Annotated in this window: 19 protein-coding genes and 1 pseudogene; 18 read left to right on the top strand and 2 right to left on the bottom strand. The window is 35.2% G+C overall.

Annotated elements, in window-relative coordinates:
• Positions 1-270: 270 nt before the first annotated feature.
• The 3 genes from SBH76_RS11830 to SBH76_RS11820 are packed head-to-tail and all read left to right on the top strand — an operon-like array spanning position 271 to position 1,254.
• Positions 271-402: a hypothetical protein gene (locus SBH76_RS11830; protein WP_317977951.1), complete on the top strand. Its 132-nt coding sequence runs from the start codon at positions 271-273 to the stop codon at positions 400-402.
• 55 nt (positions 403-457) lie between these two features.
• Complete coding sequence (locus tag SBH76_RS11825; RefSeq protein WP_317977950.1) at positions 458-1,075, top strand: hypothetical protein; 618 nt, start codon at positions 458-460, stop codon at positions 1,073-1,075.
• Between the two features lie 14 nt (positions 1,076-1,089).
• The gene (locus tag SBH76_RS11820) at positions 1,090-1,254 is read left to right on the top strand and encodes a hypothetical protein (protein WP_317977949.1); all 165 of its coding nucleotides are present in this window, start codon (positions 1,090-1,092) and stop codon (positions 1,252-1,254) included.
• Between the two features lie 228 nt (positions 1,255-1,482).
• On the opposite strand, the pseudogene SBH76_RS11815 reads toward SBH76_RS11820, so the two are convergent.
• Positions 1,483-2,588: pseudogene (locus SBH76_RS11815) on the bottom strand (transposase); the annotation flags it as partial.
• Between the two features lie 166 nt (positions 2,589-2,754).
• Here SBH76_RS11815 and SBH76_RS11810 point away from each other — a divergent pair.
• Positions 2,755-2,997, top strand: a complete 243-nt coding sequence (locus tag SBH76_RS11810; protein WP_317977948.1) for a type II toxin-antitoxin system Phd/YefM family antitoxin — start codon at positions 2,755-2,757, stop codon at positions 2,995-2,997.
• A gap of 21 nt (positions 2,998-3,018) precedes the next feature.
• On the opposite strand, the gene SBH76_RS11805 is transcribed toward SBH76_RS11810, so the two are convergent.
• The gene (locus SBH76_RS11805) at positions 3,019-3,204 is read right to left on the bottom strand and encodes a hypothetical protein (protein WP_317977947.1); all 186 of its coding nucleotides are present in this window, start codon (positions 3,202-3,204) and stop codon (positions 3,019-3,021) included.
• A gap of 105 nt (positions 3,205-3,309) precedes the next feature.
• Here SBH76_RS11805 and SBH76_RS11800 point away from each other — a divergent pair, with 105 nt between their 5' ends.
• The 14 genes from SBH76_RS11800 (at position 3,310) to SBH76_RS11735 (ending at position 18,766) form a co-directional block, all read left to right on the top strand.
• The gene (locus tag SBH76_RS11800; RefSeq protein ID WP_317977946.1) at positions 3,310-3,846 is read left to right on the top strand and encodes a histidine phosphatase family protein; all 537 of its coding nucleotides are present in this window, start codon (positions 3,310-3,312) and stop codon (positions 3,844-3,846) included.
• 38 nt (positions 3,847-3,884) lie between these two features.
• Positions 3,885-4,088, top strand: coding sequence for a hypothetical protein (locus SBH76_RS11795; RefSeq protein ID WP_317977945.1), 204 nt, complete (start codon positions 3,885-3,887; stop codon positions 4,086-4,088).
• Positions 4,063-5,175, top strand: a complete 1,113-nt coding sequence (locus SBH76_RS11790; RefSeq protein WP_317977944.1) for an anaerobic sulfatase maturase — start codon at positions 4,063-4,065, stop codon at positions 5,173-5,175. Before SBH76_RS11795 ends, SBH76_RS11790 begins: the two co-directional genes overlap by 26 nt.
• Before the next feature lie 186 nt (positions 5,176-5,361).
• Positions 5,362-6,435: a LacI family DNA-binding transcriptional regulator gene (locus SBH76_RS11785; RefSeq protein ID WP_317977943.1), complete on the top strand. Its 1,074-nt coding sequence runs from the start codon at positions 5,362-5,364 to the stop codon at positions 6,433-6,435.
• A gap of 84 nt (positions 6,436-6,519) precedes the next feature.
• The gene (locus SBH76_RS11780) at positions 6,520-7,848 is read left to right on the top strand and encodes an ABC transporter substrate-binding protein (protein WP_317977942.1); all 1,329 of its coding nucleotides are present in this window, start codon (positions 6,520-6,522) and stop codon (positions 7,846-7,848) included.
• A gap of 130 nt (positions 7,849-7,978) precedes the next feature.
• Positions 7,979-8,887: a carbohydrate ABC transporter permease gene (locus tag SBH76_RS11775; RefSeq protein ID WP_317977941.1), complete on the top strand. Its 909-nt coding sequence runs from the start codon at positions 7,979-7,981 to the stop codon at positions 8,885-8,887.
• Between the two features lie 13 nt (positions 8,888-8,900).
• Entirely contained in the window at positions 8,901-9,785 is an 885-nt protein-coding gene (locus tag SBH76_RS11770) for a carbohydrate ABC transporter permease (RefSeq protein WP_009662473.1), read from the top strand.
• Between the two features lie 14 nt (positions 9,786-9,799).
• The gene (locus SBH76_RS11765) at positions 9,800-11,203 is read left to right on the top strand and encodes a sulfatase family protein (protein ID WP_317977940.1); all 1,404 of its coding nucleotides are present in this window, start codon (positions 9,800-9,802) and stop codon (positions 11,201-11,203) included.
• Entirely contained in the window at positions 11,200-13,206 is a 2,007-nt protein-coding gene (locus SBH76_RS11760; RefSeq protein ID WP_317977939.1) for a heparinase II/III family protein, read from the top strand. Before SBH76_RS11765 ends, SBH76_RS11760 begins: the two co-directional genes overlap by 4 nt.
• A 21-nt stretch (positions 13,207-13,227) precedes the next feature.
• The gene (locus tag SBH76_RS11755; protein WP_317977938.1) at positions 13,228-14,433 is read left to right on the top strand and encodes a glycoside hydrolase family 88 protein; all 1,206 of its coding nucleotides are present in this window, start codon (positions 13,228-13,230) and stop codon (positions 14,431-14,433) included.
• Between the two features lie 34 nt (positions 14,434-14,467).
• The gene (locus tag SBH76_RS11750) at positions 14,468-15,262 is read left to right on the top strand and encodes a carbohydrate-binding protein (RefSeq protein WP_317977937.1); all 795 of its coding nucleotides are present in this window, start codon (positions 14,468-14,470) and stop codon (positions 15,260-15,262) included.
• Between the two features lie 138 nt (positions 15,263-15,400).
• Positions 15,401-16,510 (top strand): Mbeg1-like protein, encoded by a 1,110-nt coding sequence (locus SBH76_RS11745; RefSeq protein WP_317977936.1) that lies wholly within the window; start codon positions 15,401-15,403, stop codon positions 16,508-16,510.
• Positions 16,511-16,689: 179 nt separating this feature from the next.
• Entirely contained in the window at positions 16,690-17,967 is a 1,278-nt protein-coding gene (locus SBH76_RS11740) for an O-acetylhomoserine aminocarboxypropyltransferase/cysteine synthase family protein (protein ID WP_314097191.1), read from the top strand.
• Between the two features lie 85 nt (positions 17,968-18,052).
• The gene (locus SBH76_RS11735) at positions 18,053-18,766 is read left to right on the top strand and encodes a DUF3800 domain-containing protein (protein ID WP_317977935.1); all 714 of its coding nucleotides are present in this window, start codon (positions 18,053-18,055) and stop codon (positions 18,764-18,766) included.
• Positions 18,767-18,919 lie beyond the last annotated feature (153 nt).

Here is an 18,919-nt window from a genome sequence, read left to right as displayed (position 1 = left end):
GAACGAATAGTGATGACGTTTTATTTGGTGCACCCATTATTACTATATATCTGCCCTGTATGAGGTAAAGATCACTCCATAACCTTAGTTCTATTCAATGACAGGTATCAAAAAGTATTGAATTTATTAAAAAAACACTTGATTATATGGAGAGGAGTATCACGAGTCAGTATAAATAAAATAGAAACTGAAAAACAATTCCTACATTAAAGATTGCAAACGATATAGCAAATGCTTTAGGAGTTTGTATGTATCAAGTTTTTGATTTGTATGGAAAAGAAACTTATAGGTGTTCAGCTTGCAATAGTGGAAGACCATTATAAAGAAAGTAAGGAGGTGGAATTTATGAACTATAACAATCCTCAGAGATATAAAAATCGAAATAATTTTCAGAGTTATTAGGACATGAAATGTTTTTAAATTTGAATTATAAAAAGTATATTAGAGAAGGAATAATATGAAGAAGTTGTCTAAAATTTTTACAAGTGTTTTGATGGTTCTAGTTATGCTATTTAGTTTTAGCTTTTCAGCTTTTGCGATGAAGAATAAATCTGATACTAATGACCAATTAATGGTGGCGAGTGACGATAATTACAATCTTGACCCGGAAAATTATGAGATGGTGACTTCCGGGTACTTGGAATTAAATTCAGATGGAAGCGTTAGGGTTACTGATAAGTATGTAGATTATGTACAAAAAAAGATGGAAGAGAGAGGCGTTTATGCTAGCGTTTTAGCTGATGGTGACACTATAACAATTGTTGAAAATACTCCGGCAATGTTTATGAGAAGTTCAAATAGTGGTGTAACCAAAGTAAAGTGGCTTTCATTTAACCTTTTTGAGATATATTTAGATAATAATTTAAGTAATAAAGTAGTGGCAGGAACAGGTATTGGAGTTGCATTGTCTACTTGGATACCTGAACCGCTTGTTTCTAAAATTGTAGCAACAGCGTTAGGTGTATCTGCAGGGTTGATTACTTTCAATAATGAGGGGAGAGGTGTAATTATAAGTGGAATATACACATTAGTACCACAAACATTAGCGACTTTTTATTGGATAAAACCACAGTAAGGTTAGGGGATATTATGTTGAGAATAATAGTAAGTGTATCATGGCTTATAACGGTAGTATTTATGTGGTTACCTAATGTGTGCAAAAATCAGTTTATGAAAGATAATGAACGACAAATAATCAAGATACTAGCTATAATTTCTGCTGTTTTGTCAGTATGCTACATTTTTCTTGGATGAATGAGAAAATATAAATAACAAAGAAAAGGCCATTTATCTATCAAGATATTTTGGTCTTTTTGAATATAAATAATATCTGTATGGAGAGAACAGAGTGAAGGAATAATTAGTAAGAAAAAACAACAGTGAAAAGTAGAACGGATCATGAGAAGGAAAACCCCCCTTTATATTTGCAATATTTTGTCAAAAAATATCAGAAATAAATATCAATTTGGACTTGTCTTGTCAGTTGTATTCCAATTTCATTTTTGGACAAACGAACTTCATTGTAGACAGCTTGCTCCTTAAATGGGATTTACTTCCTTCACGTTTCATAGGAAGTGAAGAATCATGAGGGCAACAAGGAATACCATTTTCATTGAATGTATATTTAATATTATCCATTGAGAGCTTAACTTTTAAAGGAATAAATACTTTTTGGAAATTTAAATCTTAAAAAAGTGATTTGTAAATCTCAATGGTATCAAAGGCTGCATCACCAAGGAATATAGATGGTCTAATACCTGGATGCCTTGTTTTAAAGTCCTTTAAGGTAGGAAGTAAAGCTTTGGAATCAGCAAGCGATTTGTCTTTATCCGGGGACTTTGCTTTCTTTTCAACTACAATGTCAGGATGGGAAGCAAGATAATCCTTATTATAGAAATAAATGGAACGAACAATTCCAAGTCCATTGGTAATAATACCAAACTTGTAAGCGTAGCAGAAATGTCTGTTAATTGCTGTTTAACCTCATGGTTTGATGAAGCTGATGTGGGCATAGAAGCGTATGCTACCTTATAAGGGTCATAAGAACTATCAAAATTCATAGATTTTGCATAGGATTTAAGCTGCTTGATAATGCGATTGGCATATTTTGGATTATTTTCGGTTACATAAGCTTCAACACCTGAAGTGTCAAACAAAAGTATAGAAGCAAGGTTGCTATCAATAGCTTGACATATCGGTTCAGTTATATCAACAAGCTTATCAAAAACAGATTTTAAGTCCAATAAAAAATCCTGCTTAGAACGAGTTATTTTAGAGGCATCAGGAACTTTGGTAAAGCTGCAGAATTCTCTAAGATGTCTGGAATAATGACGGAATACCGGTAAAAGAGAATCTGTAGGAATAGAAAACAGGCGTTGAATAATCAAAGCCCAAAGCATAGCGGTCAAAGGATATTTTCGATTTCTACCTGTGGCTGCATAATAATGATTGTAAAAAGAAAACGGAATAATTTCATCAAGGTCAATGTGATTTTCGAGCAGGGTAAGAAAATGAGGTTTGTCAGATTCAAAAATATCTTTACAATCTTCAAAAATATCTGCCAAAGAGAGTTGTTTTTGTGATATCATAGTAATGTCTTCTTTAGGGATGTGATTTATGTTTGTTGCAACTCCATTATATCACAAGTCTAGAGGAGATTTTTATATTCAGTAACAAAAAAGTGTCGTATTTATAAGGCTTTTGGCGTTTCGCAAACGCCTAATAAAATTATCAAATAGACAGGAGGTTCTATTAATGAACGTGAATACTGAGAATTCAGTTTCTATCACGGAAGCAAACCGGAACCTTTCCCGTATAGCTCGTATGGTCGATGAGAAAGGTTCAGTAGTGATTCTTAAAAACAATTCTCCGCGGTACCTTTTGATTGAGTATAATCAGGCACAGAGAGAACAGTTTGTATCAGATGAAGATATTCTTGCGCTGTCAAAGCGTCTCATTGAAAAGAACCGCGAGGCGTATGAGGTGCTTGCCAAATGATTACTCTCTCCAAAAAACAGGTTATTCTTTTTTACGCGCATTTATCCTGCTCCTTACTTTTCCAAAGACCTTGGAAGCAGAATAACGGACGTCGGAATTCTCTGCGACCTCATCTGCTTCATCAAGTTTATGCTCAATGTCGTCTGTGAGTGCAGAGTCTTGTTCAATATTATTTCTAAAATCAGATACGGGACAAATATTAATCATAATGCAATCTCCTTTAAATCATTGTTATATCAGTATTTTATCATAAAAACGATATAGAGCGGTCGAAATCACTATGATTTATTCGGGATTTATTCGGGAGGTACCATGAAAGTAATTATTATGCGACATTCAGAAGTAAAATATATATGGAAAAAATGTTATACCTCAGACGAATTTGATAAAGCCTGCAAAGAATACGATAGATCTTTTGTCGAACACACTGAGCAAAACTTACCGGATTATAATTATAAAAATATTTATATAAGTACATTGTCAAGAAGTAGAGAGACTGCTATAAGTATATTCGGACAAACCCACCTTAGACAAACAGGATTGATAGATGAAGTGCCTTTAAGGTCCGCTTTTGATTCAAAGCTTAGATTGCCATTGTGGTTTTGGAATTTTGCAGGACGGATTCAGTGGTTTTTTAACATTGGAAGACAGATTGAAGGAAGATTGATTACAAAAAAACGTGCGAAAAGTTTTGTAAATATGCTTTGTAGGGATGGAGAGGATGCTATAGTCATAACACATGGATTTTTTATGCATACTCTATTGAATGCTTTTAAGGATGAGGGTTTTAGGTATGAAAAGTCAAATATACATTACAAAACCGGAAGTTATGTTGTGGTAGAGAAATAATTATTACAATAGTTTTATGAGAAAATGGAGGTGCTACTATGACAGATAAATCTATACTGTTGTCTGTTGCTACAATGACTAGAGAGCAACTCGATACGGAACTGAAGAAAGGATATGCTTCTATAAAAGCAGGAAGAGTGTATTCTGCAGATGAAGTTGATGCATTACTTGCAAAAGAGTTTGAACTAAAATTTACACCAACAAAAAGGAGATCCCATGCCCCCAATAACTGTTTTGATTAAGCCTGCATCAGGTCTATGCAATATGTCCTGTGAGTATTGTTTTTACTGTGATGAGGCAAGTAAGCGTTTGCAAAATTCCTATGGATTTATGTCTGAAAAGACTTTGAAAAACACAATCAGAAAAACCATGCTTAGGGCGGAGGGGAGCATACATTATGCTTTCCAGGGAGGTGAGCCGACATTATGTGGTATTGATTTTTTCAAAAAGGCATTGGCATATCAAAAACAGTACAATAAAAATAATATAGAAGTAACTAATGCCCTTCAGACAAACGGTTTTGCCCTTACGGATGAATGGTGTTCTTTTTTTAAGGAAAACAATTTTTTAATAGGATTGTCGGTGGACGGTACAAGAGAAATACACGATTCTTATAGACATTCAAAAAACGGAGACAATACTTTTGACAGAATATTAAATTCGGCAAAACTGCTTGATAAGCATAAGGTGGATTATAATATTCTTACAGTGGTTACATCTAAGGTGGCAAAGAATATTTCAGATATCTACAGATTTTATAATAAGCAGGGATGGAAATACCAACAGTACATAGCATGTCTTGATCCGATAAATGAAGTGCGTGGAGCTAAGCTTTATTCCTTAACACCAAAAGTTTATGGAAAGTTTTTAATTGATTTATTTGATCTGTGGTACAAAGATTATAAAAATGGAAAAGATCCATACAACAGGCAGTTTATAAATTATATAAATCTCGCAGGAGGATATATGGCAGAATCCTGTGAGCAACGTGGAGTATGTGGTATTCAGACGGTAGTGGAAGCTGACGGAAGTGTTTATCCATGTGATTTTTATGCTATGGATGAATATTGCCTTGGAAATTTCAATGAAAATAATATGGATGATATCAATAAAAAGAGGTCGGAAATCGGCTTTATAGAAAAGTCATTTAAGTTGGATAATGCTTGCAAAGATTGTAAATATTACAAGGTATGCAGAGGCGGATGTCAGCGCAATAGAGATTTAAATCCTGATACAGGATTATACAGTAATTATTTCTGTGAAGCATATAAGATATTTTTTGATGCCTATTATGATAAAATACTTGAAATAGCTGACAGCTTAAGATAAAAACGGCTATATTACGTATGCACATAAGGCATATTTTAAAGTAAAAATCATTTTATACAATATAAATAAAAATATTGACAATAAAGCGATTTAGGTATATACTTACCACATAAGTAAACGGTTACGCAAACGATAATTTAACTTAATATCCGGCTTTGATTTTAAAAGATTGGAGAAAGATTATTTATGAAAAAAGCTTCAGAAAAGGTAACCATAAAGGATATATCAAAAGAACTTGGTATATCGGCTGTTTCGGTTCACAGAGCACTTAGAGGAAAAGAAGGGATAAGCAACGAACTTCGTTCTAAAATTTTGGAAACAGCAAAAGAAATGGGGTATGTGGAAAATTATGCTGCAGCCTCAATAAAAAGAAAAACAAGTAAAGTTGCTGTAGTGCTTCCAAAAGACAAATGGGAGAAAAAGATTTATTTTGATTATTTATGGCTTGGCATTAACAAAGGTGCACAGGAGCTTAAAGGACTGAATATAGAAATAAGTCCTTTTGTATGTGATAACGAAGAAGAGCAACTTGCGCAGTTAAAAGAGATTGCCGATAAGGGACCAAATGAATATGGCGGCGTTATTACAATTTCTTTTACAAGAGCATCTGAGGTACTCATGCAGTTTCAAAGGATGTTGGCAAAGGATATGAGAGTGCTGGTTATAGATGATCACATCGAAATTCCTGAAGGTCTCATCAGCATTCCGCCAAGAGAAATACAGGTTGGTAAAGTGGCAGCCGAGCTTGCAGGGCTTATTACTCAAGGTAGCGGAAGAATACTTGTTTCCTGTGGACGTAAAGATTCAAAGATACATGAGGGACGTTTGGAAAGCTTTTGTAATTATATAAAAGAAAACAAACCGGAGCTGATAATAGAACTTGTAACAGGATATACAAGGAATATGGATCATAGAGGCGAACTTTATAAAAACGCCTGTGAGGCGCTTGATAAGTATAGTGATATATGTCTTATATATGCACTTACCTCTCATGATAACAGAGCGTTTATTGAAGCACTTGAAAAACATGGTAAGAATAAAAAAGTACCTATAATCGGTACCGACTTAAATGAAGAAACGTTAGAATTTCTAAAGCAGAAGAGAATGTCGGCAGTTATAGACCAAAATCCTTATGATAAAGGATATATGGCTTTTAAGATTATGGTGGATTGCTTAATAAAAAACATGTCTGTACCTGATGTTATACCATGCAGAATTGATATCGCTCTTGAAAATAATGCGGATCTCTGTGCGGATTGAATTTTTTAGAACTATATTTGCTGTTTTTCGAAGGGGAATACAGTTTAATAAAATGTGTGAATATACATATTCAAGGAGGATTATATGAAGAGAAAGTTTTTACAAAAGGTTGGAGTTGCAGTAATTTCCGGCGCAATGATTATGTCGGCACTGGCAGGTTGTGGTAACAATTCAGCCAAGGAAAGTACTACAGCAGCTCAAGCATCAAGCGAGGGCACAAGCGGTGAGTCAAAGGATGATACGGCTAAAGGACCTGATTACAGCGGAGTTAAGCTCGTATACTGGTCAAACTGGGAAGCTACAGAGCCGCAGGGAATTGTTATCGCCGAGGCTGTAAAAGCATATGAAAAAGAAACCGGTGTAGAAATTGAAGTGGAGTTTAAAGGACGTAAGGGAATTAAAGAAGGTTTGATTCCGGCACTTGATGCAAAACAGCAGGTTGACTTCTTTGACGGACAGGGAAACAAGAGCAATTACGGTGATCGTATTATAAGTCTTGAGGATTTGGTTAAAGAAAGTGATTATGAGTCACGTTCAAATCCTACAATGATGAAGCTTTTCAGAAGCTATAATGAAGGCGTACTTAAAGAGATTCCATATCAGTTCAAGGCAAACGCTTATTTTTACAATAAAAAGCTTTTCAAAGAAGCAGGTATTGATAAGGTACCTACAAACTGGGATGAGTTCCTTGCAACATGTCAAAAGCTTAAAGATGCCGGAATAACTCCGATTACAACTGATGATGCATATGTACCACAGGCTTTCGGTATGCATCTTGGAAGACTTGTAGGAAGTGAAGGCTTAAAGGAAACTATTAACAACAATGAGTGGGACAGACCTGAAGTTTTACAAACAGCTAATGACTTGGCAGAGCTTGCCTCAAAGGGTTATTTCTCAGAACTTGTGGCTTCAAACGTATTCCCTACAGGACAGAATACTGAATTTGCTACAGGTAAGGTTGCAATGTATGCTGTAGGAACATATGTTGTGAATGAAGTTAAAAATATTACAGGACCTGATTTTGAATGGGGATTTTTCGGATATCCTGAAGTTAATAACGGAATTAACGGCACAGAAGCTATGATGATTGGTGGACAGAGCTTTGCTATTACTTCAGTATGTAAGAATAAAGAAGCTGCATTCGGATTTATTGAGAAGATGACAAGAGGTGAATATGACGAGAAGCTTGCCAAGGAGAGTATAAGTCTTCCTGCAGATTCACAGAATCCTTCATGGCCTGAGCAGTTGGCTGATGTAAAGCCATACTTTGATAACTGCACAGAGATCATGGGTGGTGCGGAAAGCAATCCGGAGATCACACCGGCATTAAAGGAGAACTTAATTAAGCTTTACTCAGGTAAGATTACAGGTGCTGAATTTGTTGAAAATATGAAAAAGGCAGCAGGAAAATAAATTCTAAATGAACGAAAGAGGGCAGGTGGGTAACGAGGTCGTTATTTGACCTGCCTTTTTAAATAATTACTGAATTTAATATAATAAGCTAAAAGCCGGGCTCTTGCCTGTTTCAGAAGGGAAAATATTTATGAAACGCAATAAAATTATGATTTGGGCATTTACTATTCCCGGAACAATATTGTTTCTTGGAGTATTTATTTACCCGATAATAAGAACCGTAATTATGAGCTTTTTTAAGATAGTGGAAATTACGGATCCGATAAACAAATGGGAATTTAGAGGCTTAGGAAATTATGTGGATTTGTTTAATGCACCATTGTTTATACAGTCACTTATTAATATAGCAAAGATATGGACAATCGGAGGTATAGTTACACTTTCAATCTCTTTATTGATAGCCATCATTTTGACAAGCGGAATAAGGGGAAAGGGATTTTTTCAGGCGGCAATATATTTGCCGAATGTAATCAGTGCGGTAGCTATGGCTACAATGTGGATTCAATATGCCTTTAATTCCTCCTATGGATTTTTTACAACTTTCTTTAGAATGATCGGTTTGGAGAGCTTGGCAAAAATACAGTGGCTGGATGCTGAGCATAAATTCTATGCACTTTTATTTTCTTACTGCTTCGGAATGATAGGACATCATATGCTTATATGGATAAGCGGAATTGAAAGAATAAGTAAGGAATACTATGAAGCATCAGGCATAGACGGTGCAAATAAGGTTCAACAGTTTTTTCATATAACACTGCCTCTGTTAAGAGGAATTTTAAGGACAAATATTATTATGTGGTCAATAAGTATTGCAGGATTCTTTATATGGTCACAGCTTTTCTCACCTTTAACTGCAGATACCTCAACAGTAGTACCTATGGTATATATGTATACCAAAGTATTCGGAGCTGAAACTGCCGATATGATTTCTCGTGATGCGGGTGCAGGTGCGGCAATAGGTATAATTCTTTGCGCTTTGGTAATAATTATATTTAGAGTTGCCAATAGAGTTCTTAAAGATGATGATTTGGAATTTTAAGAAAGGTTAGATTATGAAAATGCTGAAAAACAAAGAAAAATCCGCACCTTTTAACTTGTCAAAAGAGATTAAACTGTTACCCGGATATATAATACTGATACTTTGGGTTGCTTTTACTGCGGTGCTTTTAGGTTGGGTAGTGGCTGCAAGTTTGTCTACTACTGCAGATATATTTTCTGGAGATATTTTAGGATTTAAAACAGGACTTCATTTTGAGAACTATGCTAAAGCATGGGTATCATCAAATGTTTCCGTATTTTTTGTAAACTCGCTCATTTATGCGGTTTTATCCTGTGTATTTATTATTCTTGTATGTGCTCCATATGCTTATGTTTTACAAAGATTTGAATTCAAGGGAAGAAAATTTCTTACCTCCGCATTGGCAGGAACTATGGGTGTTCCTCTTATAATGGTAATAATACCTTTGTATACATTGGTGGCGGGAGCAGGTTTACTTGGTAATGCTTTTTCAAACAGAATTGTACTTATAGTTTTGTTTGTAGCTATAAAGGTACCTTATACAACTACATTTCTTATGGCATATTTTGCCAATATTTCAAGTGCTTATGAAGAGGCGGCGGCTATAGACGGATGTCATCCGATAAAAGCTTTTTGGATGATTGTGTTCCCACTGGCTCAGGGTGGAGTTGTAACGGTAACAATTTTTAATTTTATAGCGATATGGAATGAATATTTCCTTTCACTTTTATTTGTAAATTCAGAGAAACTAAGACCTGTAGCCCTTGGATTATTCTCGATGATAAACGGAATGAAATACAGCGGTGACTGGTCAGGCTTATTTGCTTCCGTAATAATTGTATTTATTCCGACATTTATACTCTACATCGGACTTTCAAAGAAGATTATCGGTGGAATAACCGGAGGCGTGAAGGGATAGGAAGGAAGCACAAAATGAATTTATTGTTTGTTTTTGCAGATCAATGGAGAGCCGGAGCGATAGGATATGCAAAGGAAGATCCGGTTAAAACTCCGAATATGGATAATTTTTGCAAAGAGTCAACCTATTGCGACCATACTTTCAGTACCTTTCCGGTTTGCTCTCCTCATAGAGCCAGCCTTATGACCGGAAAATATCCGCTGTCATCGGGATTTTTTACAAACTGTAAGAAGGGATTATCTTTAAGATTAAAAGATGAAGAGATTTGTGTAGGTCAGGTACTGAAAAAAGCCGGTTATGAAACCGCATATATAGGGAAATGGCATTTAGATGAACCCGAACAAAATATTTGTGAATTTCCAAAGTCAGGTGCAAGAGATTGGGATGCATATACTCCGCCGGGAGTAAGAAGGCATGGGTTTGATTATTGGTACTCATATGGTACTTATGATATGCATTTATCACCACATTATTGGCATGACACTGATGAGATGATTAAGGTAAATAAATGGTCACCTGAGCATGAAACAGATAAGGCGATAGATTATTTATCTAAAATAAGAGACAAATCAAAACCTTTTGCCATGTATATATCTTGGAATCCTCCACATAGCGTATACAGTGAAGTTCCGGATGAATACTTAAAACTGTATGATGATGTGGAGTTAAAGGAAAATGTTATCTTTGAAAATATTCATCATCACACCGGTGAAAATGCCGCAATGAGTGAAGAAGAATTAAAGCTCACAACAAAGCAGTATTATGCTGCTATAAGCGGTCTTGACAAGCAGTTTGGAAGGTTGATTGACTATCTGAAAGAAAATAATCTGTACGAAGATACTCTTGTAATCTTGTCGGCGGATCATGGGGATATGATGGGCTCACATGGACTGATGGGCAAGCATGTCTGGTACGAGGAATCAATAAAAATTCCTTTTGTAGTACATGTACCGGGAAATAATAATAAGAGATGTTCTACATGTATGGGAAGTCAGGATATGATGCCTACGGTTTTGGGACTTTTAGGTTGCGATATACCGGAAACAGTTGAAGGCGAGGACTGTGCCAAATTTATTAAAGGTGATGAGAATGAGGATAGGGTAAGCTTTATCATGGCATGCCCCGGCAGAGCGGATTTTGTAGAAAAATTTAAAAAAGCGGGTAAGAATCCTGCCGAGTATGGATGGCGTGGTGTTAGAACAAGAAAATATACCTATGTTATGGAGCTGGGTTATGATGTTATCTCTAATTCAAAAAGATATCTTTATGATATACAAAATGATCCGCTTCAAAAAACAACTATTGATTTAGAATTGGAAGAAAATAAACAGCTGGCAGGAAACCTGGAAGAAGAAGTTATTAAATGGCTGAAGCGTCAAAATGACGGTTTTTATAAAAACTGGAACAGTGAACTATGAATAATATAGATTTGTTGTGGGATGATTTTAAAGAACATTTTGCATTCAAAAAAGATGAGTATAAAAAAATTGCGGATTTTTGTAATAAAAATTGCAAAGATATGAGAGATATTGTTCTTCAAACTGCAGATGAACTTACAGAGAATACATTTCTTTTCAGATTACCATGGGACATGGAAGCTACAAATGAACCGGTAAATTTTGGTGAAAAAATAAAGTGGAATTACTCCTTTAATGAAGATGAAGAATTTATTTTTCAATTAAACAGACACAGGTATTGGATATGTCTGGGGCAGGCGTTTTGGATCAAACAAAATGATATATATGTAAAAACCTTTCTAAATCAGCTGCTTAATTGGATAAATGAAAATATCGATATTGAAAATGCCGACTCAAAAGTTTGGAGGACACTTGAGACAGGGCTTCGTGCAGACTACTGGGTAAGGGCAATGTCATTTTTTACATCTCATCCTCTTATTACGGATGAAATAAAAGAAAAGTTTTTCTTTGCATTATCAGTACATGCAAATCATTTGGCAACAAATCCTAAAGAGGGCTTTTCCATAAAAAGTAACTGGGGAGTAATGGAGTATGCAGGTTTATATGTACTTTCACAGGTGCTCAAAAACGATGATTATAAAAAGAAAGCAATTTATTTTCTAAAGATGGCGCTTCATACACAGATACATGATGACGGAATGCAATGGGAAGTATCTCCAATGTATCATAATGAAGTCTTGGATGCATATTTTGAGGTTTTAAGAGTTGCTAAGCTTTATAATGATGAAGTTTTTTCGGAAGATGAAAAAAACATCATAAAAAATATGGCCTTTGCTACTTTACAACATACTTATCCAAATCATCATCAATTCTTGACCGGAGATTCAGATGATACCGATGCAAGAGATCTGCTAAGTAGGGCGGCATTATTGTTTAAAGACAGTTCACTTAAATTTGCAGGCTATAAGAAGCTTGACTTTGAAAGTGCGTGGCTTTTTGGTATTGAGGGAACACTATCCTATGAAAAATTAGAAAGTAAAAGACTCTCGGGAGGGCTTATTACAGCCAAAGAAAGCGGTGAAGCAATATGGAGAGACTCCTACAATGAGAATTCGGACTTTATTTATTTTAGAAATACAAGTCTTGGTGGAGGGCACGGACATCAGGATAAACTTCATGTGGAACTTTGGTTTGACGGTGAAGCAATACTTAGGGACAGCGGGCGTTTTACATATAAAGATGTAGAGGAAAGATACAGACTTAAGGGTAGTAAGGTTCACAATGTACCCATTATAAATAACAGTGAATATGCAGAGTGCAAGGATTCATGGATTTATAAAAGTTTACCTCCTTCCATGGGAAATACTTTTGTTTTTAAGGAAAACCATCTGTTATTTGAAGGCTTTCACTGCGGATATATGGACTTGAATGTGCTTCTTAGAAGGCGTATTGTAGCACCGATATCAGGTATCATTATTATAAGTGATGAAATTATAGGAAATAAAGAAAATGACTTATTACAGCATTTTGCATTCGGAAATAATATTAGTTTAAAAGCAGAAAATAATGTGATAATAGGGCAAGGGAAAAAGTGTGAATTCAGTATAATGTGCTTTGATGAAAGAGGTGAAGTATTACCTGAAATTACTACTTCTCCACTTTCAAGACATTATAATCAAATAGAAGAAACTGCTGCTCTTAAAGTAAATACAAGAGGTTCATACTTTTTAACTACAGTGATTGTAAAAAGCGTGGAAAACCGGAAAATAGAGATCGTAAAAGAAGATGTATACAATTTCGCTTATGATGTTATGCTTTCAAAGGATACAGCCCAAGGATATGTAATTACAAGAAACAAGGAGAAATACAGTGTGGTTCTCATTAAAAATGATGTTGGAAATCATAGTGACTTAAACGGTATAAGAGGAGTATATGGACTCGGACAAACTATGGTTGCCGAATTACATAAAAATCCCGAATATATGACAGTACTTAAATGGTAGTATTAAAAGGAGATTAGTTAAGTGGATAAATGGATTGATATTGATTTATTGGAAAAATACCCGGAAGCCACAGACAATATGATTAGTGAGGCTCTTGATATGTGTATGGAACAGGTAAAGAACAACTTACCCGCATTTGAAGAGCATTTTCCGGATGCAAACAGTGAGGGGAATTTTTATACACCGGGTATTAATACCGACTGGACAAGCGGTTTTTGGACAGGTGAAGTGTGGCTTTCCTATGAAAATGCAAAGAATGAGAAGGACAAAGAATTATTTGAAACAGCAGGAAAAAAACAGGTGGATTCTTTTTTAGAGAGAATAAATATAAGACATTATATAGACCATCACGATATGGGATTTCTTTATATACCTTCCTGTGTGGCAGCTTACAGCCTAATTTCTTATGAAAATGCAAAGGAGGCGGCAATAAAGGCGGCAGATCAGCTTTGCAGCAGATATCGTCCTGAAGGAAAATATATACAGGCATGGGGAGAAATGTGGGCAAGAGATAATGCCAGACTTATAATAGACTGTATGTTGAATGTGCCGCTACTCTACCGGGCAAGTGAATTGACAAAGGATGAGCATTATGCCGAGATTGCCAAAAACCATATAATTACTACAATGAAGTATATAATAAGAGATGATGATTCTACCTGGCATACGATATTCTTTGATCCGGATACCGGAGAATTTTCTCACGGCGCAACCTGTCAAGGGTATAAGGATGCCAGCGCATGGGCCAGAGGACAGGCATGGGGAATTTATGGAACTGCCATTGCCTATAAGAATACCGGAGATAAGGACTATATAAAATATTTTGAGAGAGTATCAAAGTATTTCCTAAAGCATCTGCCTACAGATCTTTGTCCATATTGGGATCTAAGTTTCGGTGACGGAGATGAAAATGAACAGCCAAGAGACTCATCATCAGCTGCAATAGCTGTATGCGGATTTTTGGAAATGAGTAAATATCTGGATGAAGAAAGCAGAGCCTACTATACTTCAGTTGCAAAGAAAATCATGTATTCTCTTATAAAGAATTATCAGGTTAAAGATAAGAGTATATCAAACGGTCAGCTTTTGCATGGAACATATGCAAAGAAAACACCTTATAATACTTGCAAAAACAGCGGAGTAGATGAGTGTGTGATTTGGGGAGATTATTTCTTTATGGAGGCTCTTACAAGACTTTCAAGACCTGATTGGAAAATGTATTGGTAAGAACAGTGACTTTTGTACTTTAATAGGAGTAGATATGATTAAACTTAAAATAGTAGGTAGTGGAGAGATAGAAAAAGCCTGTGGCTTTGAGGGAGATAATAAGGCTGAACTTGTATATTGCAGTGAATATATGGATGGAGACAGAATAGTACTTGATACGGATAAAGCCGGAAGGTACTGTGTAGTACGTTTTGAGGACAGTATGAGAGAGGCATTTATCTATATTCCCGGTAGAAGTATTGAATTTTTCATTCCTCCTGCAAATAACAGACCGAATTATTCACCGAAGAGCTTTACAGGAGCGACTCACTATATTGAAGCAAGATATGCTACCGATGAGGAGATAAGTAAAGAAAAAAACCTTGCGTTAAATGTTTATGACCAGCATGAGAATAATACATTTTATCCGCATGCCTCTGCCAATGTTGAGACCAGAGGTGAGGCGGTATTTGCGGCAAGAAATGCTGTAGACGGAATGTATGCAAACTCATCTCATGGTAAATATCCTTATCAGAGTTGGGGTATTAACAGAGATCCAAAAGCAGCTCTTACCTTAGATTTTGGAAGAGAAGTACTTGTAAATGAAATAAGGCTTACTCTTAGAGCGGATTATCCGCATGATAATTATTGGGTAAGTGCAGATATTAATTTTGATGACGGCAGCAGTGAAACGCTAAAACTTGAGAAATCCGAAAAGCCACAGTGTTTTTTGATGAAGGAAAGAAAAATAAAAAGCCTTGTGCTTGAAAATCTTATAAAGGCGGAGGGAGAATCTCCGTTCCCGGCACTTACACAAATTGAAGTATGGGGAGTTGAGGGCTTAGATTGAAGAAATTTAATATGGGTTTTAAATGTAAGAGTGGGTTGATTTTAGCCCACTCTTATTTGTAAATAATAACAATAAGTTGTATCATGGTATTATATAAAATAAAAGTTTAATCATATAATCAAAGAGGAAAATATAAATATGGAATTATTGGATTATTTAAAATGGAGAAATGATATAAGTTTATCGGTATCACATTTCAATGATATAGATAATGTAATACTGTCATATATATCTTATATGAATTTTGATGAGTTGTTTTCGGATAACGAAGGTATATACGGTATTGAAGAAGTACTGAAGACATTTTGTGAGAAATATTCTTTGGATGAAATAAAAGATAAAGGACAATTTACAGAGAGGGCACCTCTTTTACTTGAACAGATGGTAGCGGGGGAGCGATTTAGGGAGACAAGGATTGGATATTATAGAGATATTTTTGATAAAGAAAAAATAAAACAATTTTCTGCAGTAACATTTTTTCTTCCCGATAAAACTAATTATATAGCTTTTCGTGGCACTGACAGCACTATAACGGGCTGGAAAGAAGATTTTATGATGAGTTGTATGTCGGAAACGGAGGGAACAAAGGAAGCGCTTGATTATTTAAATGATGTATCAAAGCTGATTAAAGGTGATTTTATGCTTGGCGGACATTCAAAAGGTGGAAATTTTGCAATGTATGCAGCAGCTTTTTGTAATGATGAAATAAAGAAGCGTATTACTAAAATATATAATAATGACGGCCCGGGATTTAGGGAGGAGATTATTAATACAGAAGAATATAAACAGATTGTTAATAAAATATACAGTATAGTACCTCAGACATCAATAATAGGTCAATTACTTTCAAATGAGGGTGAGCAAAAGGTAGTAAAGAGCAGTGCAAAAGGTATTTTTCAGCATGATGCTATGACGTGGGAAGTAATGAGAACTGAATTTGTTGAGTCTAAACTGGATGATATGAGCAATTTTATAAATGTTTCATTGGGAACCTGGCTTGAAAAAACTGATGATGAAACGAGGGAGTCTTTGGTCTCTACAGTGTTTGCTCTGATTGAAGAGACAGAAGCAAAAACATTTAAAGAATTTGGAGGGAACTTATTAAAAAATGTCGGGATAATTATAAAGAGCCTGGCTAAACTTCCAAAGGAAAAGAGAGATGAATTGATAAGTGCATTTAGCGGTGTATTGCAGGCAGGTGGGGAAGCGGTTATTGATAATATATCCATAAGTAAAAACAAAGGATAAAACAAGTATTATAATTTTAAGTTCTCTTACTTACATTAAAATATTAAATATTGTACATGGATAGAAACATTATATTTGATATTATTCCGATAATAAAGTATACTCATTTTCGTATAGAGTAAGGGATGCATACCTGCATAAAATCATTGCGAAATATATGTATAAAAAGGAGAAATACTATGTCAAAATACAATATAAATACAATCTGTGTACAGGGCGGTTATGAGCCTAAAAACGGTGAGCCCAGAGTGCTTCCGATAGTGCAATCTACAACCTTTAAATATGAGTCTTCACAGCAGATGGGAGATTTGTTTGACTTAAAGGAGTCCGGATATTTTTATTCAAGACTTGCAAACCCAACAAATGATGCTGTAGCAAGAAAGATTTGTCAACTTGAGGGCGGTGTAGCGGCTATACTTACATCATCAGGACAAGCGGCAAACTTTTATGCGATACTTAATATAGCAGGTGCAGGGGATCATGTAATTGCTTCTTCAGCTATTTACGGAGGAACATATAACCTTATAGCCAATACAATGAAAAATATGGGTATCGAGTCTACATTTGTGGATCCTGATATTTCAGCGGAGGAACTTGCTACTAAATTTAAGCCGAATACAAAGCTTGTATTTGGCGAGACCATAGCAAATCCTGCACTTAGAATTTTGGATATTGAAAAGTTTGCAAAAGCTGCACATGAGCATGGTGTACCGCTTATAGTTGATAATACATTCCCTACACCGATATTTTGTAGACCTTTTGAATGGGGAGTTGATATTGTAACACATTCAACATCAAAGTATATGAACGGTACTGCTAATGCACTTGGCGGTGTTGTTGTAGATTCCGGAAACTTTGATTGGAGTAAGTATAAAGATAAATATAAAGGGCTCACAACTCCTGATGAAACTTACCATGGAATAGTGTATACAGAAAGTTTCGGTAAAGGGGCATATATTACAAAGATGACAACAAATCTTATGCGTGACCTCGGAGCAATTCCTTCACCTCAAAATTCATTCTATCTTGGAGTTGGACTTGAAACATTGCATTTAAGAATGCCGAGACATTTTGAGAATGCACTTGCTATTGCAAAACATCTTGAAAAACATCCTAAGATATCATGGGTATCATTCTCAGGACTTGAAAATGACAGTCAGCATGAGTTGGCTAGAAAATATCTTCCAAACGGCTCATGTGGTGTTATATCATTTGGAATAGCAGGAGGTAGAGAAGCTGCAGTTAAGTTTATGGACTCTTTGGAGCTTATTGCAATAGTTACTCATGTGGCAGATGCAAGAACCTGTGTACTTCATCCTGCATCTACAACACATAGACAGATGAATGATGATGAACTTAGAGCAGCAGGAGTATCACCTGACCTTATCAGAATGTCTGTCGGAATAGAAGATGTCCGTGACTTAATAGCTGATATAGAGCAGGCGCTGGAAAAGTAAATTCAAGGGAGTAATCTTCCAAATGATGTATAAAAATTTTAGAATAATACTTCATATATGAATACTAGGAAAGGAGGAATGCTGTTTGGTTATTTACATAGATGAATCGGGTTCAATTAATAATCATATATCGGGGAATGAATATTTTATTATTGCATTAGTCAGAGTTCTAGATAAAGATTCTATAAAAAAGTCATATAAGCGTTTTGTTTCCTCTAATTTTGATAGATTATTAATGCTTGATTGTGATAAAGTAAAGCCAGGTACAGGACAGGTAATCAAAGAGGGAGGAAAGATGTTCTTTAAAGGTAACTTTAGGGAACTTAAGGGCTCTCAATTTGATAAAGAAATGAAACAAAAATTCGTGGAGTTTTTTGTACAAAAGCATTCCTTTGAACTGTATTATATTATTATAGAGAATAAGAAGCTTACTGATAAATTTTGTGAAAATACAGCAAGAGTATTTAATTATACACTAAGGCTTGCTTTAGAATATTTTATCAATACCGGATATTTACCGAATGAAGATTGTATTCTTCAATTAGATGAGAGAAATGAAAAGACAGAATCTAAGTACTTTTTAGAAAATTACTTAAACACAGAATTATCAATGAACGGTACAACAAGTGGAAAGTTTGCTGTCCAATATTTTGACTCGGCAAATAATAACATTATACAAATAGCAGATGTTTTTGCCAATTTATATTATTCTCATATGAAAACCGGTGGTTATAAAGAGGATATTCAAAAATTAAAAGATGCAAAAATATTAAAGTGTTTATTTAAATTTCCGGTATAAATAAAGGTATTATATTGACATGGTTGATTGGATATGCTAACATGGTTATATCAACAGTAAGTCCTATTTAAGTGCCGTTTTCTAGGTAAGCGTCATGTGTTGGCGTCACTATTAGGCCATTGATTATTTTTAAGACTTAAGATCAGCTATATA

It is taken from the genome of Lachnoanaerobaculum sanguinis, from assembly GCF_033242365.1.
GTDB classification, from domain to species: Bacteria; Bacillota; Clostridia; order Lachnospirales; family Lachnospiraceae; genus Lachnoanaerobaculum; species Lachnoanaerobaculum sanguinis.
Note: the sequence above shows the minus strand (reverse complement) of the source record. Positions and strands in the feature narration are given on the sequence as shown.

What these genes read in the sequence shown, in the direction of transcription:
- SBH76_RS11830 (WP_317977951.1), top strand. Translation starts at nt 271, where the DNA reads ATGGAAAAGAAACTTATAGGTGTTCAGCTTGCAATAGTGGAAGACCAT.
- SBH76_RS11825 (WP_317977950.1), top strand. Translation starts at nt 458, where the DNA reads ATGAAGAAGTTGTCTAAAATTTTTACAAGTGTTTTGATGGTTCTAGTT.
- SBH76_RS11820 (WP_317977949.1), top strand. Translation starts at nt 1,090, where the DNA reads ATGTTGAGAATAATAGTAAGTGTATCATGGCTTATAACGGTAGTATTT.
- SBH76_RS11810 (WP_317977948.1), top strand. Translation starts at nt 2,755, where the DNA reads ATGAACGTGAATACTGAGAATTCAGTTTCTATCACGGAAGCAAACCGG.
- SBH76_RS11805 (WP_317977947.1), bottom strand. Translation starts at nt 3,204, where the DNA reads ATGATTAATATTTGTCCCGTATCTGATTTTAGAAATAATATTGAACAA.
- SBH76_RS11800 (WP_317977946.1), top strand. Translation starts at nt 3,310, where the DNA reads ATGAAAGTAATTATTATGCGACATTCAGAAGTAAAATATATATGGAAA.
- SBH76_RS11795 (WP_317977945.1), top strand. Translation starts at nt 3,885, where the DNA reads ATGACAGATAAATCTATACTGTTGTCTGTTGCTACAATGACTAGAGAG.
- SBH76_RS11790 (WP_317977944.1), top strand. Translation starts at nt 4,063, where the DNA reads ATGCCCCCAATAACTGTTTTGATTAAGCCTGCATCAGGTCTATGCAAT.
- SBH76_RS11785 (WP_317977943.1), top strand. Translation starts at nt 5,362, where the DNA reads ATGAAAAAAGCTTCAGAAAAGGTAACCATAAAGGATATATCAAAAGAA.
- SBH76_RS11780 (WP_317977942.1), top strand. Translation starts at nt 6,520, where the DNA reads ATGAAGAGAAAGTTTTTACAAAAGGTTGGAGTTGCAGTAATTTCCGGC.
- SBH76_RS11775 (WP_317977941.1), top strand. Translation starts at nt 7,979, where the DNA reads ATGAAACGCAATAAAATTATGATTTGGGCATTTACTATTCCCGGAACA.
- SBH76_RS11770 (WP_009662473.1), top strand. Translation starts at nt 8,901, where the DNA reads ATGAAAATGCTGAAAAACAAAGAAAAATCCGCACCTTTTAACTTGTCA.
- SBH76_RS11765 (WP_317977940.1), top strand. Translation starts at nt 9,800, where the DNA reads ATGAATTTATTGTTTGTTTTTGCAGATCAATGGAGAGCCGGAGCGATA.
- SBH76_RS11760 (WP_317977939.1), top strand. Translation starts at nt 11,200, where the DNA reads ATGAATAATATAGATTTGTTGTGGGATGATTTTAAAGAACATTTTGCA.
- SBH76_RS11750 (WP_317977937.1), top strand. Translation starts at nt 14,468, where the DNA reads ATGATTAAACTTAAAATAGTAGGTAGTGGAGAGATAGAAAAAGCCTGT.
- SBH76_RS11745 (WP_317977936.1), top strand. Translation starts at nt 15,401, where the DNA reads ATGGAATTATTGGATTATTTAAAATGGAGAAATGATATAAGTTTATCG.
- SBH76_RS11740 (WP_314097191.1), top strand. Translation starts at nt 16,690, where the DNA reads ATGTCAAAATACAATATAAATACAATCTGTGTACAGGGCGGTTATGAG.